Genomic DNA, 14,066 nt, shown 5'->3' with positions numbered 1-14,066 from the left:
AAAACCAACTCTGGTAGTTTGGAATAATCCAACTGGTGAGGGCATTTTCCAGTAGGAGAGGAAAAGTTAGACGGGCTTGAGTCCGCATTTTCCGCCAGTATCCTAGAATCCCTGTCCCTTCTGGGGCTGGGAGTATGTCAATTCTACTCCCCACTTCCCTCCTGTAACCGTCTTTGCCATTCAGCGTCAATTTGTGCAGAACGGTCAATTTCTTGGTCGATTAAATCGGTTTCGCTGGAATATACTAAATCTTCACTACCGATAACTTTTTCTGTAGCGAACTGCTGTGCGTAGTCAATTTTTTTCTGTAAACCGTCATCTGGATTTATTAATAGTCTAGATCGGGACAGGCGATCGCTATTACCCGCAGCAAGTTTTTTATTTCGCCACCGAATCCAAAAATAGCGCACTAAAGGTACACCCAAGAAACCAGCACCATAACCCAACAACAGCCAATAAATCCCTTGGACAAAAACTACTAATCCTCCTAATTGAGCAGCTGCTGTACCATCGGCTATCAAACCTCCTAATATTAAAGCACCCACAAAATTGAGTACACCCAAACCAGCCGCCAGCATCACCTGTCCTGAACTCGCCGCACTAAAACGCCAAAGATATTCTTCTAAATGCGTCGGTACTGACTCACGACCCCTCTCACTTGCCTTCACTTGCAACTCTGGGAAATAATAGACAATCTGTCCTTCCGGACTTACCTCTGGTTGTCCATTAAATCGAATTAGCACCGGCAGCATATAATCTTCATAATCTTGTGTATAACTTTCTCCCAAATTATCCAGATACGGTGCAATTTGTTCTGCTACTACCGCACCACGATTATTCCGAATAACAGCCCCAATTTCTTGCCATCGGCGTTCTTCTAAATTGCCATTAGGATTACCATCACCAAACAAAAACGAAAATACAGCCTCAAAAAAATTCAAATCACTTTTTTGGGATTGTCTTCGCTGCTGTCGTTCTTGATAACCCCTGCCATAATTAGGGCTAAAGTACCAAAATAAATCTGGGAAAGGGAAAAAGAATAACCCCCCACCCCTAGAACTGCTACCCCTGTTATCGTCGCGGTCTGAGTTGGAAGCAGTAACAATGATAAAGATGGTAATAGTTATCAGGACAATCGAAAGAATTAAGAAAACAGCAAAAGAAATGCGAATCAGGTAGAAAAGAACTTCCCAGACCTTTTTCCACCATTCCCGCAGCCGCATCTGAAAGTATTTATTACGTAAAATATCGCGGAAATTGCGCGGAAATTGGTAAACAATATCACCTGTTTCTGCAACTTGTAGATGTCCGCCAGCATCAGAAGCCAGTGCTAATAAACCTTGTCTAGCCTCAGCGATATTCAAGCCAGCCTGACTTGAAACATCACCAACCGTAACTCGGTAGCCGAGTTTTTCTACAGCTTGCATGATGGTGGGATTGGGAGTCACTACTCTTCCCTCCTGTTAAAATTTACTTGAATCTTTCTTAAGTATAAAGTTTTATTTTAGCTAGACAGAGGAAGCAGGGTACAGAGGGAAAGAAAAATTTCCCAATGACCAATGACCAATGACTGTAGGTTTTACTGCCACTACCTTCATGTTATGATTATTGGCCTCAGCTTGGTTAATCAGCAATTTTTCTATTCTAAATATGGTTCAGTATACTCTCGCTCAAAGTCCAGAAGTTATGCTTACTGTTTCTGGTAAAGATTCAGTCAAAGCCCGTGAGAAAGCTATGGATCAGCTGATGGAATTAATGGATGCTGGTAAGCTAACCACGGAACTAGAAGAAGGATTTGGCCCTCAACAATTAATTGAAGTCAAAGAACCTGCTAATGATTCTACTAGTGGCGAAGATAGTATTACACAAGCTGTCCAGATTTTGAATAATCTAGCTACACTGAAGCTCAAAGTACAGGAAACACGAGCTGATGCATTAGAAATTCGCCAAGCAGTTGATGTTCTGTTTTTAGATAATCCAGTAACTGAAGAGGAAATTGCTCGTCTGAAGGAAGGTTTTAAAGTTCTGAAAAATTTTGCTCAGGCTAATTTGCGTTACCAAGAAGCACGAACTAAAGCGGAACACGCACGCCAAGTATTGGATAAAGCCTTAAAATCTCCTGAGTAATAACATCAAGTTTCCAAAATTAACCTGATTGCAGCCAGTTATTGCGTTAGTTAACAATTATCTGGTGTGAACTCTACACGGCTTGACTACACTCCAGTCTAGCTTTCTGCTATATTTTTAACAGTTTTATCCTACTGCTTGCCCTAGAAAATAGCTTCTAGAGTGAACCATAAGGATTTTAGAATAAAATACTAAAATAACTCATCACACTTGAGTAATGAGTTGCTTTACTTTCTGTTGAACTGGGGCGCTAGGATTCGAACCTAGGGATGGCGGGACCAAAACCCGCTGCCTTACCACTTGGCTACGCCCCAACGTTTGACTCAAACAATATAACAGGTTGTACTAGGGTAATGTCAAGTACCTTGAGCAGAAATTTGGGAAAAAATTTATCGCTGCTGTTCTGTCACCCAGATCACTTGCTCTAGATGGCATAAATCAGTGAAATATTTCCCAAAAAACTGAGTCTTAGGTAAGCTTAACCCATAGTCAAAATAGACAATCAAAGAGTCCCAGAAATTTTTTTGATTTGCTGGTTGCAAATTCATTTAAATAGGATATAATAGTTAAGTTACACCCAAGGGCGGGTGGCGAAATTGGTAGACGCACCACACTCAAAATGTGGCGGCCTTGCGGTCATAGGAGTTCGATTCTCCTCCTGCCCACTTTACACACACTAAAACATACCCTCACAACGGAAACTAGCCATGCGACTAAAAAGATGGGAGTCTCCCCGCCGAGAAGGGAGAAACGATAAAGGTAGAGGTGGTTCTGCTAGGAAGCGTCAACTCAAAAAGCAAAGGCAGATGTTACTCAAAAAGCTCAAACAAGCTGACAAAGGAAAAGACAATAACAATTATCCACAGGGGGAAGAGAAAAAATCTTCCCCTTTTTTTATGGGAATTATACCAACTTTACCAATTGCGCCACCGTCCCTGGGATGCAATTTCATTTGTAGAGTCGAGTCCATTACCTTGCAATAAAGATTGATATTCGGTGCTGCTAGCCCAACGGTCAATTTCTCTAGCGCGTAGTACGGGGACGGGATGAGTTAATTGGGCAGTACGAGCTTCTTTAACCATTTCACCCAGTTCTGTTTTACTAATATCATCGTAAGCGCGAGCTTGGGCAACAAAGGCATCTAAGTTAAGTTGGGGAGCGAGGGTAGGTGAACCACCGGCTAGCTTCATTAATACTGACATGACTACTTTAGGGTCTTGGGTAGCTAGTAATGCGGCGCGATCGCAGGTAAACTCAGCACAGCGTACCCATTCTAATAGTTGTGATTGTATAGCTTGGGCGAGAAAAGTTCCTACATTAGGCACAATGGCGGCGGCTAATATCAAAAGATTGACAGGTGTTAAATAAACACTGTGGTCACACTTGAGATGTCCTAATTCATGGGCTATCACCGCCTGTATTTCCTCTGGTGTCAGCATATCAACTAAGGAAGTATGCAGCACAATAAAAGGTTGCTTACCTCGCATCGCAAAGGTATAGGCATTAGGAGCCGGATGTTGACGGATATATAACTGCGGAGGCTCTATATCCAAGATTTTACAGGCTTCCAGCAATAATTGTGATAAATGAGGAAGTTGTTTTTCACCCACCAACACACTGGAGGCGATATTTTCCACATAAAAAACCTGTTCTGCCATTGGACCGAGCCAATTTCGTACCATCATATCCAGACCTGGTATCTGCTTCAGAGATGTGGTGGCTTGTAAGTCTAATGGATGACGAAATGAGTCAGCTTTTAAACCGATGAGCGGAGTTTTCAACAATGACATAATATAACAACCTGAAAAAACAACAGATCAACAAACTCCCATAGTTAGTATAACCAGTCCCCCATTCCCAATCCCCAATCTTTAGTCCCCTAACTAGGTGGAAATGGAAGCTTGAGAATTACTGGTATGAGAACTTAATTCCGTATCTGGTGGCACATCACCCAGACGCAAAATTTTCGCTCCTAGTTGCTGTAATTTCAGATCAATGCGATCATAGCCACGATCAAGATGGTGTAATCCCTGAAATATGGTTTCTCCTTCTGCTGCTAATCCTGCTAAAACTAATGCTGCTGATGCGCGTAAATCTGTACCAATGACTGGTGCGCCTGATAACTTCGGTACTCCTCGGACGAAGGCAGCATTACCTTTAACGCGAATATCTGCTCCTAAGCGATTTAACTCGGAGGCGTGACGCAAGCGATTTTCAAAGACAGATTCGTTAATCAGGCTGTCACCTTCTGCCACAGCTAGTAAGGACATAAATGGAGCTTGCATATCTGTAGGAAAGCCAGGATGAGGTAAGGTTTCAATATCGCTGGCTCTGAGAGTGGCTGCGGGGAGGATACGTAAGCACTTGGGTGTCTCCTCAATAATTGTTAAACCAATTTCCCGCAGTTTAGCAATGACTGGGATTAAGTGGTTTGGTAATACTGGGGAGAGACTAATTTCTGAACGAGTTATGGCTCCAGCAACTAAGAAGGTTCCGGCTTCAATGCGATCTGGAATAATACTATAGTCAACAGAATGCAATTTGGGAACACCCACGATTGTAATCTGACTGCTGCCTGCACCCTGAATTTTGGCTCCCATTGCATTACAAAAATTAGCCAAATCAACTACTTCTGGCTCTCGTGCAGCGTTTTCGATAATGGTTTCACCATCTGCGAGGGTGGCGGCCATCATTAATGTTTCCGTTGCTCCTACACTGGGGCTATCTAGGTAGATTTTGGCTCCTTGTAATCTGCCACTACTTCCGGGAATATAGGCGTTACAAATGCCATGTTCTATCTGCACTTCAGCGCCCATTGCTTGCAGTCCTCGGACGTGCAAATCAACGGGTCTGGCTCCAATGGCACAACCACCGGGTAATGGCATTTGTGCTACTCCTAAGCGAGCTAAAATTGCCCCAATAGCAAAAAAACTTGCTCTTAATTGGGTAACTAGTTCGTAAGGAGCTTGTGATGTAGTGATTTCGGTGGCGTTGATATCTAAAATGTCGTCTTCTCTGGTGAGGCGAACACCTAAAGCCGATAGAACTTGACTCATCCGCTCTACGTCTGCCAATAAGGGAACGTTGCGGATGCGACAATCGCCTGAACACAGCAAAGAGCCAGCCATGATTACGAGTGCGGAATTTTTAGCCCCACTGATTTTTACATGACCTTGCAAAGGATGCCCACCCGATATTTTCAAGACTAAGGAGTCTGCTTCGGGAGTTAGTTTGGCATCTGGTAAGCTGCTAGAAGGATTAATAAGCCTACCTCCAAAAAATACGTAATTTTACAGGTTAGAAGTTGGTTTTGATTCTACAGTAAAGAGTTGGTTTCTCTACATTTTGTCAGACATCTGGGATAACTAAATTGGGTGGGGAATATGATCTGGGGGCTGTAAACAAGCTGTAGCAAGTTTTTTAAGTATTTAATAATTGTAGCCAAAAGTGCGGATAACAGGGACAAGAGAATCATTGAAGGATGATCAAAACTCCACGTTCGGCGATCGCGGAGCGCTGCTGCTAGCAGATAGCACTTGACAAAGATAAATATTTAAGTAATAATTGTGAGTTGTCGATGAAAATCTATGTAAGCGGAACTGGCGGAATTGGCAGACGCGCTAGATTCAGGTTCTAGTGCCGCAAGGCTTCCGGGTTCAAGTCCCGGGTTCCGCATATTATTTTTGGTTTAATCCAAAATCAGAAATTGCCCATTGTGTTAACCAGTCTCCAAAATTCTTTAGTTAAACAAATCCGCAAGCTGCACTCTACCAAAGAGCGACATAAGCAGCAATTGTGTCTACTGGAAGGTACACACCTGTTACAAGAGGCTTGTGTGGTGAATTACCCACTGGTGACGGTTTGCTGCACTCCAGAATGGCAAATCAGCCACCAGGCACTATGGGAAACTGCTTGTAGCCAGAGTGAAAGGGTAGAAATTGTTAGTCAGGAAATTTTAGCAGCGATCGCCACCACAGTTCAACCAGATGGTGTGATTGCTACCGCCAAACGGGTGATTCATCAAAATCAAGTACCCTTTAGTGGTTTAGTTCTAGCTTTGGAAACCATCCAAGATCCCGGTAATTTGGGGACAATAATTCGCACGGCGGCGGCTACTGGCGCAACGGGTTTATGGGTGAGTGAAGATAGTGTAGATGTAGACAGCCCCAAGGTTTTACGCGCTTCGGCGGGACAGTGGTTTCGCGTCCCCACAGCAGTGACTGAAGATTTGTCAGGAATAATCAAACAAAGTCAGCAAGCCGGAATGCAGATAGTAGCAACTTTACCCACGGCGAATTTAACTTACTGGGATGTAGATTGGCGAAAACCTAGTCTAATTTTACTGGGTAATGAAGGTGCTGGTTTATCTGCTGATTTAGCTAACATGGCTGACCAGCAGGTGAAAATCCCCCTAACTCCGGGTGTAGAGTCTTTGAATGTGGCGATCGCAGCTGCTTTAATGATGTATGAGGCTCAACGGCAAATAATTCGTAATTCGTAATTCGTAATTCGTAATTCGTAATTCGTAATTCGTAATTTCACACTACTTTTTTCTTTTTCTCTCAAGATATTCTTCAATATCAGCCACAGCATCCTCCCACTCTGATAAATCAATATTTGTGGAAACATCCTGACTGCTATCAGCAGATTTTGGTGGTGTTGAATCTTCCTCAGAGTTTTTTTGCAAGATATACTCTAATTGCTCGAGAGATTCCTGAAACTTTTGGTCTGCGGCCTGACGGTCTTGATCTTGATTTTGCTCCATAATATAAGTTAAAAATCCTGATTTAATGGTGTCTTCTGGATTGCAGTCTCTATAGGTTGTAATCTGGTATTATATGTGACTTGATACTGGATCAACTTTACTCATTAAAAAGCTGAATGGCAAAATTAGTCATTTTTGGAGAGAGGAAATGTGTTTCAGCCGAGTCAATCAGTACAGTATTTCATCTCTATGAAAATTGCTGTGTATAGATATTCAGTTGTGGGGAATTTTTTGTGGGCTGGGATATGACCCGCCCTGATGATACAAGTTTAATATGTAGATGAGGTATCACCTTGAAGGCGATTCCGAATAACCATCAATTGCTCTTGGTTATTAATTGGGCTGCGTGGTGCGGGTAATTCACTATTAGGCCAGGTTGGTAAATCATGGCAAGGACATGATAGCGCAGGCATCCCGATGTTTCGTTTGGCTACTGGCATTTGACAAATACCACAAGGTAACAGTTCCCATACTGGTGTTAGTAGTTCCCTGATGCTTTCATTAGTACCCTCTAGATAAAATTCCCCCGTGGTGTGGGAGAAAATTGTTTGCCAACATTCTTCAAATTCCTGACTGTAGCCATCGCCTTGGAGAACGGTTTGGGGTAGAAGGCTTACCTTACCGTCGCCCGTTACTACTTTTTTACCCAACTGAAACCAGTAGGCAAGATACTGTTTAACTTCTTGTTTAGTTGCCATACCATAATTTTAAATTTTGGTGGAGTGATTTTAGCGGTGAAATGTTTAATTTAAAATTAAAATTTCGGTGGTGCTAATGGTGTCCCCAGAGTGCTGAGATTGAGAATATGACCGGCAGTAACTAAATACACAGGTTGACAAATAGCACCTAATTGACGAATTACAGAACCCAGGCGATCGCGGAACAGGCGACCAAGAGGATAAGCTGGTACTACACCCCAAGCTGTTTCTTCAGCGACAAATACCATATCAGCAGCTACCAAATCAACTGTTTCTAAGAACTCTGCCAAAATATTTTTCCAGGTATGATCATCTTTTTCTAGAAGATTAGCTACCCAAGTTCCCAAAGAATCAACCAAAATACAGGTATTGGGCTTGGCATCGGCCAGGGTAGCAGATAATTCTACAGGTACTGCCATTGTTACCCAATCAGAAGGACGACGGTTTTGATGTTCTTGAATCCGTTTTTGCCATTCTGCATCCTCTGGGTTTTCAGTTGCTGTCGCCACGTAAACCACCTTTTTTCCGGACTCTATTGCTAGAGTTTCTGCCCATTCACTTTTACCAGACCTGGCTGGCCCTGTGACTAAAATGAGTTTGCCCAAAACTTTATCCTTTTCAAAGCTAAAATTAGCTTCATTTTGACACTATCAGGGCTGAATCCACTGATATTCTGCGGACAGAGTAAGGTTAGGTAGCATCCAAAGTCTAACTCTCGCTACGGTTGTCAAAGACCGTCTACCCAGTAAGCCTAAGTCTAAGCTTAGATTGCTGGCTACTTTCTTGAGAATATTTGCCGCCCCATTGAGGTCAGCATTAACAATCCAACCATTTGCAGACCGATACAATCCACGTTCAACGCGCTTACCCGATGCTTTCCACCCTTCAGGCTTTTCACCGTACTTGGGCAGGGAGTCTCCATCTAAGAAAGATGCTTTTGAAGTATAAGATTCTTCGGTTTCCTGAAATATGATTCCGTGTAAATCGCACAGTTGTTTTAATCTGTCTTTTAGTTTGCCCAAAGGCATTTGAACAAATTTTTGATTGTTCACTCTACCCATGCTGGCATTAGATTTAAAACCTTCATTCCAACCGATGACTAATGTTCCAATGCCGTATTTTAAGCAATGGTTAATAATTAGTTTCGCTGCTTTGTTAATGCCGTCTCGCATCTGATGGTTACGCTTACGAGTAACTCTATCCAACCATTTATCCCAATATGCTTCGGGCTTACCCTCTTTTCGCGTCGATACCTTTTTATTCCAAAGTTGATTCATTGCTTTCATCGAACGCGCATCAATCAACAAGGAATTACCCAATGTATCAACACAAGCTGCTAAATTATCCGCAGTTCCTAGGTCTATTGATAAAGCCTGATTAATATCTAAATTATGTTTTTGTTTTTCTAACTCATAAGATATTTCCAGGTAAAATGCCCCATTTTTCGGAAGAATTGTCAACTCTTTAACTTGAGAATAATCAATATTTGATGGCATTGGCAGGAAAAATTCTGAAATACCAAACCATCTTTTGACTGTTACTCCCAAGGAAAATCTAAGTTGACTATCAACTAAGGTCGGTTTTTGCCCTCCAGAGTTGGGGTAGGCAACCTTAAATAGTTTAGAACCTGTCAAGTAATTAGGTGCTTTAGGTTGGAAATGTAATTGACCTTTAACAAACAAAGACCGCAATTCTTTAAAGGATTTAAATCCCTCGGTTACTGACATTAAAGTTTGCTGCATCGGAGTAGATGGCATTGACTGAGCAACCAGTGATTTACTAATAGATTCTTCGTAAATCAGGTCAAACTTACTAGTCAGTAACTTTCCTGTTTTAAAAAAAGCTTGCCTAGCGAAATAAACGCCATTGTTGTAAAGTTTTCCTGATTGTTGACAAAGGTACTCTAATAACGCTTTTGTTTCGTCATTTGGGGATAACAAGATTTGCTGAACCCCGATTAATTTCTGGTTTTTAGCCACTGGTTCGACCTGCCAGAATTTTGTTGACCTCTTTATCCTAATCGACTAGACTATAATTCTCAACAAGTATATGGAAAACAACAAAAAATATGCTATGGCTGGGGAGTAAGGAGTGGAGTAAAACCCTTATGCCAAAATTGGCGAAAGCGATCAACTCAACAACCCGATGCTGAATTATGCCAAGCTATTGGGAATACCATGTTTCAGGATATCTTTATGAAAACAGGTTTAAAACGCATCGAGGCAACTTTACATGATTTAGGGAATCGCCACACTATCCCAACAGAAGCAGGTGATTCTTTAAAGTCTTCTTTTTCCTTTAGGATTAGCGTGGGAGGAACGGAATCTACAGCTAGCAGAGATACTACATCTGAAGAACAGACAACATCTGCAAGTGAACATTCTGGCGAGGCGAATTTGTTTCCGGAACATCAATCTGTGGCAACTTTTCCAGGACAAGAAATTGGCGGTAAAGTACCCAGCCTACCGAAATTTAAAACTCCTAGTTTTAGTAACCATCGCCACGGTGCTAACCCGGCATTAGCGATGAATATACTGCAAGAAATTCAGGAACATATCGCCGGTTGGCAAAGAGAATTGCACAGAATCTTACAGGAAATTCAAGATATTTATTTGGAAGGTCCGATTATAAATGGCTGGTTAGAATCGAATCTCCAAGAACCAGGAAAGGCCGCAACTGGTACACTCCGGCATGGGGAAGTGGTTAATCTAATGGACTATGTAGAAGAAATTTGTACAACTAATGAGAAAGTCTCTGACGAATCTGCCCGTGCTGGGTATAGACTTTGTGGTTTGGATGCTTCTGGAAAGGTCTGGTCGCGTAACTGTCCATCAGATCAATTACCGATGGTGAGTATGGCGATCGCTCGTCACCAGAAATTACGGCAACTTTTGGGGCGTAAGCAGTATCTAGAAACTCGTCTCAGTCAATTAGCAGAAACTCTGGTAATGTTGCATAGTAAAATTCAACAGGCTTGAGTAGAGCTGGGAAAAGCAGAACTATTGCTAAAGTCCATAAATTATTACATTGAAAATCAATTCTATGCCAGATCACCAAATCTCTGCGATCATCTGCACTCACAATCGAGATAGTTACTTAGGGGCGGCCATTGATAGTTTATTGGCACAGGATTTTAGGGGTGAGTTTGAAGTTGTGGTTGTGGATAATGGATCTAGCGATCGCACTCGTGAAGTGGTGGAACAGAGATTGGGCGATCGCCGTGTTAAATATGTCTTTGAACCTACCATTGGTTTATCCGTAGCTCGCAATACCGGCGCAAGAGTTGCCAGTGCAGAAATTCTGGCTTATTTAGATGATGATGCCGTAGCTAGCACCTCCTGGCTACAAGTCTTGTATGCTGCCTATCAGGATAACTCTCAACTGGCGATCGCCGGCGGGAAAGTCACCCTTTTATGGCCGCCCAACATCGAACCACCATCCTGGCTATCTCCTGGGTTAGCTGGCAATTTAGGCGCTTATGATTTAGGCGACAGTATGGTTTACATTCAGCAGCCAGGTTTAACCCCTAGAGGCTTGAATTATTCCCTACGGCGCAGTTTTCTCGAAGAAATCGGTGGTTTTGATCCTCACCTCGGTCGAGTGGGTAAAAACCTACTATCCAACGAAGAACTACAAATGACAGAATTTGCCCTCCAGCGTGGTTGGCAAGTTGCATACCTTCCCCAAGCCTTAGTCGCTCACAATGTCGCACCCGAACGCCTCAAGCGCTCCTGGTTCTTAAATCGTGGTTGGTGGCAAGGTATCAGTGAGTGCTATCGTGAACAACTAGCCAATCAAGCCGACATTCGTCAATTACAACGGGGTAGTGAGCGATTTGTCCGGGGTATATATAAAGCATTACAATATTTTGCCGATCCCGCAGAACGGTTTGATAAATTTGTTTATGCTTATGGGCAAATAGGTTATCTAAATGCTGCTATTCAAGGCTTACTATCAATTAATAAGAAATAATTGGTTTGACTGATCAGGTGATTTGAAATTGTAGAAATTAATAATTGTCCGCCGACTTACTTACTAAATATTTAGAGGTCTAATGACCAATGACTAATGACCAATGACTAATGATCAACCTTTTGTAGATTTGCGTAAATATGACCAATCTTGGTTTAATCGGGGTAAACCTGGTTGGTATATTTTATTATGGTGGTTTGTACAGGCGATCGCTTTTCCCCTCACACCTCATCCTTGCAATAGTTGGCGTTGTACGATACTGAAATTATTTGGTGCGAAAATCGGTAAAAATGTCTTAATTCGACCCACTGCCCGTTTTACCTACCCTTGGAAAGTTACAATTGGTGACTACAGTTGGATTGGTGATGATGTAGTTTTCTACAGTCTGGATCAGATTTCCATCGGTGAACACTGCGTAATTTCCCAGAAAAGTTATCTATGTACTGGTACTCATGATATTCAAGATCCGGCCTTTGGTTTAAAAACCGGAAGTATTATCATTGGTAATGGGGCATGGGTAGCCGCAGATTGTTTTCTGGGGATAGGAGTCAATATTGGTGCTAATGCGGTGATTGGCGCTCGTAGTAGTGTTTTTACTGATATACCTGCCAATCAAGTGTGTTGGGGAAGTCCTTGTTCTCCTCAGTATCCGAGGTAAAAGAATTATAGCAGGGGAGCAGGGGAGCAGGGAGCAGGGAGCAGGGGAGCAGCACTTCGGCTACGCTCAGTGTCCGGGAGCAGGGGGAAGCCTTGAAACTCTTTAATTACAATGGTTTTATGATCCGTTTGTGTCCTACCCACCTTGGCGGTTGCTATAGCAGATAGAACAACAATCAAAAATATATCTCAAAGAGCATTTAATGTGAACACCATGAATATTAAGCCACATCAAAGATAAATTTTGTCAGCGAATATCAAAGCTACTTCATTAATAGCTCCACTAATTTTTGGGTTATGGGGAAACCTGTTTGTTTCTCAAAGTGCAAAAACATGGGGCTAGGATTGGCTTCCAGAAAAATATATTCTCCATTTGGTTTTAAACGCCAATCTATGGCGGTCCACTCTAACATCAATAGGTCAGCAATCTTTAAACATTGTTGTTCAACAGCAGCAGGTAACTTTACTGGTATTAACTCAGTTTGAGTATCTTCCCGAAAATCTAATTGGCTAGATCGAATTTCTGCACTATAGATGCGATCGCCAATTACATAACTACGAATATTAGTACCTGGGATATATTCCTGTATTGTCACCGGAGAAATCCTCAAGACTAAATCTAATCGTTTTGAGTCTAAATGTTCTGGCGTTATTTTTTTAGTATGTGCGCCTCCATAGACAGGCTTAAAAATAGCTTGATCTAGATAGTGAGTAAATTCAATAATTTGGTCTTTATCATTACTAATTAATGTCTTGGGAATCGTTACTCCTATATTTTTGACCATATTTAATTGTAGGGGTTTCTCTTTATGAAGTTGATAGGCTTGCCAGGAATTTACCCACCTAGCCGGACAAGCTTGCATTAGAGAACGTAGAGCGCCCATTGAATCATTAGTAGCAACTATCTGTTGGTGTTGATCTGGCAAAGATGGCACAGCTACCCCAAAAAAAGTGCGCCAATAGACGCTGTGTATATCTGTAATTTCTAATAAATGTCCTGAAGGCAAAATTAAACGCCCTGTTTCTGTTCCTGGTTGCCAAGATAATTTCAAATGTTGTGGAAACAGTGACGTATCTAAATAGTTTGCGGTTGCACCTGCTTCTGTAATCGCCTGTTTAATAGCAACTGCATGAACGTCTTGAGAATTGCCTAAAATTAAAATATTCATTGCTCGATAAAATTTTTGATAGTTATTTACTAAGATGAGAGGATATCTGAAAACTCTTGTGGAGTCAGCATCTTGCCCTTATTTACCCCACAGAAAAACAAAGTCCGCCGAAGCGGACTAACTTCAAATCAACGGTCTTGTTGCGTTGGTTACGCGATTTTTAATTGCTGCGAGAACATCAAATTAAACTTCTCAGACATTTTATCGGCTAAGTTTTAATCTTTGCTGATATATTTTGCCTTCTTTACCGCAAGAACCGCTAATTTTGCTAGTTGACTGGATTTTTTAGATAGGAAAATTTACGTCGCCACCTTCTTCACCTATGGCTAAGGTAGTCGCTACGCCACCTTCTTCACCTATGGCTAAGGTAGTCGCTACGCCACCTTCTTCACCTATAGCTAAGGTAGTTGCTACGCCGCCTTCTTCACCTATAGCTAAGGTAGTCGCTACGCCACCGTTTCCACCTATAGGAAAGCTAGGTAGCGGAGATAGGGAAGGTAGGTTATTTAAGCCGCCACCTTCTTCACCTATAGCTAGAGTTGTGAAGTTAGCTCCACCTGTAATTTCAGCAGCGTCTTTATCGGTCACTTCTTGAAACTCTAAATTCAGAGATTCTAGTTCTGTAATTTCTAAATCAAAAGGATGTTTCATTTTTTATTCTCCTGTGAACATAAATAT

At 42.0% G+C, this 14,066-nt stretch carries 15 protein-coding genes and 3 tRNA genes; 8 read left to right on the top strand and 10 right to left on the bottom strand.

The features are described 5' to 3' along the window. Positions 1-143: 143 nt before the first annotated feature. Entirely contained in the window at positions 144-1,448 is a 1,305-nt protein-coding gene (locus VB620_RS05745) for a hypothetical protein (RefSeq protein WP_323195173.1), read from the bottom strand. A 202-nt stretch (positions 1,449-1,650) separates the two neighbouring features. On the opposite strand from VB620_RS05745, the gene VB620_RS05740 reads away from it, so the two are divergent. Further along, positions 1,651-2,127 carry a hypothetical protein gene (locus VB620_RS05740; RefSeq protein ID WP_323195172.1) on the top strand — a complete coding sequence of 159 codons (477 nt, stop codon included), beginning with the start codon at positions 1,651-1,653 and terminating at the stop codon, positions 2,125-2,127. 242 nt (positions 2,128-2,369) lie between these two features. On the opposite strand, the gene VB620_RS05735 is transcribed toward VB620_RS05740, so the two are convergent. Next, positions 2,370-2,441, bottom strand: a tRNA-Gln gene (locus VB620_RS05735). Positions 2,442-2,708: 267 nt separating this feature from the next. Here VB620_RS05735 and VB620_RS05730 point away from each other — a divergent pair. Further along, a tRNA-Leu gene (locus VB620_RS05730) sits at positions 2,709-2,792 on the top strand. A gap of 42 nt (positions 2,793-2,834) precedes the next feature. Continuing rightward, positions 2,835-3,110: a hypothetical protein gene (locus tag VB620_RS05725; protein WP_323195171.1), complete on the top strand. Its 276-nt coding sequence runs from the start codon at positions 2,835-2,837 to the stop codon at positions 3,108-3,110. On the opposite strand, the gene VB620_RS05720 is transcribed toward VB620_RS05725, so the two are convergent. Together VB620_RS05720 and murA are read right to left on the bottom strand one after the other, a co-directional pair. Continuing rightward, a complete protein-coding gene (locus VB620_RS05720; RefSeq protein WP_323195170.1) occupies positions 3,042-3,917 on the bottom strand; it encodes a M48 family metallopeptidase in 876 nt (291 codons plus the stop codon). The genes VB620_RS05725 and VB620_RS05720 overlap by 69 nt on opposite strands. Positions 3,918-4,010: 93 nt before the next feature. Continuing rightward, the gene (gene murA, locus VB620_RS05715) at positions 4,011-5,390 is read right to left on the bottom strand and encodes a UDP-N-acetylglucosamine 1-carboxyvinyltransferase (RefSeq protein ID WP_323195183.1); all 1,380 of its coding nucleotides are present in this window, start codon (positions 5,388-5,390) and stop codon (positions 4,011-4,013) included. 330 nt (positions 5,391-5,720) lie between these two features. On the opposite strand from murA, the gene VB620_RS05710 reads away from it, so the two are divergent. Then, positions 5,721-5,802: transfer RNA gene (locus VB620_RS05710), tRNA-Leu, on the top strand. A 40-nt stretch (positions 5,803-5,842) separates the two neighbouring features. Beyond that, a complete protein-coding gene (locus VB620_RS05705) occupies positions 5,843-6,628 on the top strand; it encodes a TrmH family RNA methyltransferase (protein ID WP_323195182.1) in 786 nt (261 codons plus the stop codon). A gap of 42 nt (positions 6,629-6,670) precedes the next feature. Here VB620_RS05705 and VB620_RS05700 read toward each other — a convergent pair whose 3' ends face one another. The 4 genes from VB620_RS05700 to VB620_RS05685 form a co-directional block, all read right to left on the bottom strand. Next, positions 6,671-6,892, bottom strand: coding sequence for a hypothetical protein (locus tag VB620_RS05700; RefSeq protein ID WP_323195169.1), 222 nt, complete (start codon positions 6,890-6,892; stop codon positions 6,671-6,673). Between the two features lie 269 nt (positions 6,893-7,161). Next, positions 7,162-7,590, bottom strand: a complete 429-nt coding sequence (locus VB620_RS05695) for a hypothetical protein (protein ID WP_323195168.1) — start codon at positions 7,588-7,590, stop codon at positions 7,162-7,164. A 56-nt stretch (positions 7,591-7,646) separates the two neighbouring features. Further along, positions 7,647-8,195: a bifunctional adenosylcobinamide kinase/adenosylcobinamide-phosphate guanylyltransferase gene (gene cobU, locus VB620_RS05690; RefSeq protein WP_323195167.1), complete on the bottom strand. Its 549-nt coding sequence runs from the start codon at positions 8,193-8,195 to the stop codon at positions 7,647-7,649. Between the two features lie 45 nt (positions 8,196-8,240). Beyond that, on the bottom strand, positions 8,241-9,548 hold the full coding sequence (locus VB620_RS05685; protein ID WP_323195181.1) for an RNA-guided endonuclease InsQ/TnpB family protein: 1,308 nt from the start codon (positions 9,546-9,548) through the stop codon (positions 8,241-8,243). Between the two features lie 237 nt (positions 9,549-9,785). Between VB620_RS05685 and VB620_RS05680 the strand changes: the two genes are divergently transcribed. The 3 genes from VB620_RS05680 to hpsU all read left to right on the top strand — a co-directional run bounded on the left by VB620_RS05680 (position 9,786) and on the right by hpsU (position 12,220). Further along, positions 9,786-10,568 (top strand): hypothetical protein, encoded by a 783-nt coding sequence (locus VB620_RS05680; protein ID WP_323195166.1) that lies wholly within the window; start codon positions 9,786-9,788, stop codon positions 10,566-10,568. Between the two features lie 64 nt (positions 10,569-10,632). Beyond that, on the top strand, positions 10,633-11,562 hold the full coding sequence (locus VB620_RS05675) for a glycosyltransferase (RefSeq protein ID WP_323195165.1): 930 nt from the start codon (positions 10,633-10,635) through the stop codon (positions 11,560-11,562). A 103-nt stretch (positions 11,563-11,665) separates the two neighbouring features. Next, positions 11,666-12,220, top strand: a complete 555-nt coding sequence (hpsU, locus tag VB620_RS05670; RefSeq protein ID WP_323195164.1) for a hormogonium polysaccharide biosynthesis acetyltransferase HpsU — start codon at positions 11,666-11,668, stop codon at positions 12,218-12,220. A gap of 262 nt (positions 12,221-12,482) precedes the next feature. Here the strand turns inward: hpsU and VB620_RS05665 are convergent, their stop codons facing one another. Further along, the gene (locus VB620_RS05665) at positions 12,483-13,388 is read right to left on the bottom strand and encodes an ATP-grasp domain-containing protein (protein WP_323195163.1); all 906 of its coding nucleotides are present in this window, start codon (positions 13,386-13,388) and stop codon (positions 12,483-12,485) included. Positions 13,389-13,673: 285 nt separating this feature from the next. Then, positions 13,674-14,039, bottom strand: coding sequence for a hypothetical protein (locus VB620_RS05660; RefSeq protein WP_323195162.1), 366 nt, complete (start codon positions 14,037-14,039; stop codon positions 13,674-13,676). Positions 14,040-14,066 lie beyond the last annotated feature (27 nt).

This window comes from Nodularia harveyana UHCC-0300, from assembly GCF_034931085.1.
Lineage (GTDB): Bacteria > Cyanobacteriota > Cyanobacteriia > Cyanobacteriales > Nostocaceae > Nodularia > Nodularia harveyana.
The sequence above is the reverse complement of the archived record's forward strand: the minus strand, read 5'-3'. Positions and strand labels throughout refer to the sequence as shown.

What these genes read in the sequence shown, in the direction of transcription:
- VB620_RS05740 (WP_323195172.1), top strand. Translation starts at nt 1,651, where the DNA reads ATGGTTCAGTATACTCTCGCTCAAAGTCCAGAAGTTATGCTTACTGTT.
- VB620_RS05725 (WP_323195171.1), top strand. Translation starts at nt 2,835, where the DNA reads ATGCGACTAAAAAGATGGGAGTCTCCCCGCCGAGAAGGGAGAAACGAT.
- VB620_RS05720 (WP_323195170.1), bottom strand. Translation starts at nt 3,917, where the DNA reads ATGTCATTGTTGAAAACTCCGCTCATCGGTTTAAAAGCTGACTCATTT.
- VB620_RS05700 (WP_323195169.1), bottom strand. Translation starts at nt 6,892, where the DNA reads ATGGAGCAAAATCAAGATCAAGACCGTCAGGCCGCAGACCAAAAGTTT.
- VB620_RS05695 (WP_323195168.1), bottom strand. Translation starts at nt 7,590, where the DNA reads ATGGCAACTAAACAAGAAGTTAAACAGTATCTTGCCTACTGGTTTCAG.
- VB620_RS05680 (WP_323195166.1), top strand. Translation starts at nt 9,786, where the DNA reads ATGAAAACAGGTTTAAAACGCATCGAGGCAACTTTACATGATTTAGGG.
- VB620_RS05675 (WP_323195165.1), top strand. Translation starts at nt 10,633, where the DNA reads ATGCCAGATCACCAAATCTCTGCGATCATCTGCACTCACAATCGAGAT.
- hpsU (WP_323195164.1), top strand. Translation starts at nt 11,666, where the DNA reads ATGACTAATGATCAACCTTTTGTAGATTTGCGTAAATATGACCAATCT.
- VB620_RS05665 (WP_323195163.1), bottom strand. Translation starts at nt 13,388, where the DNA reads ATGAATATTTTAATTTTAGGCAATTCTCAAGACGTTCATGCAGTTGCT.
- VB620_RS05660 (WP_323195162.1), bottom strand. Translation starts at nt 14,039, where the DNA reads ATGAAACATCCTTTTGATTTAGAAATTACAGAACTAGAATCTCTGAAT.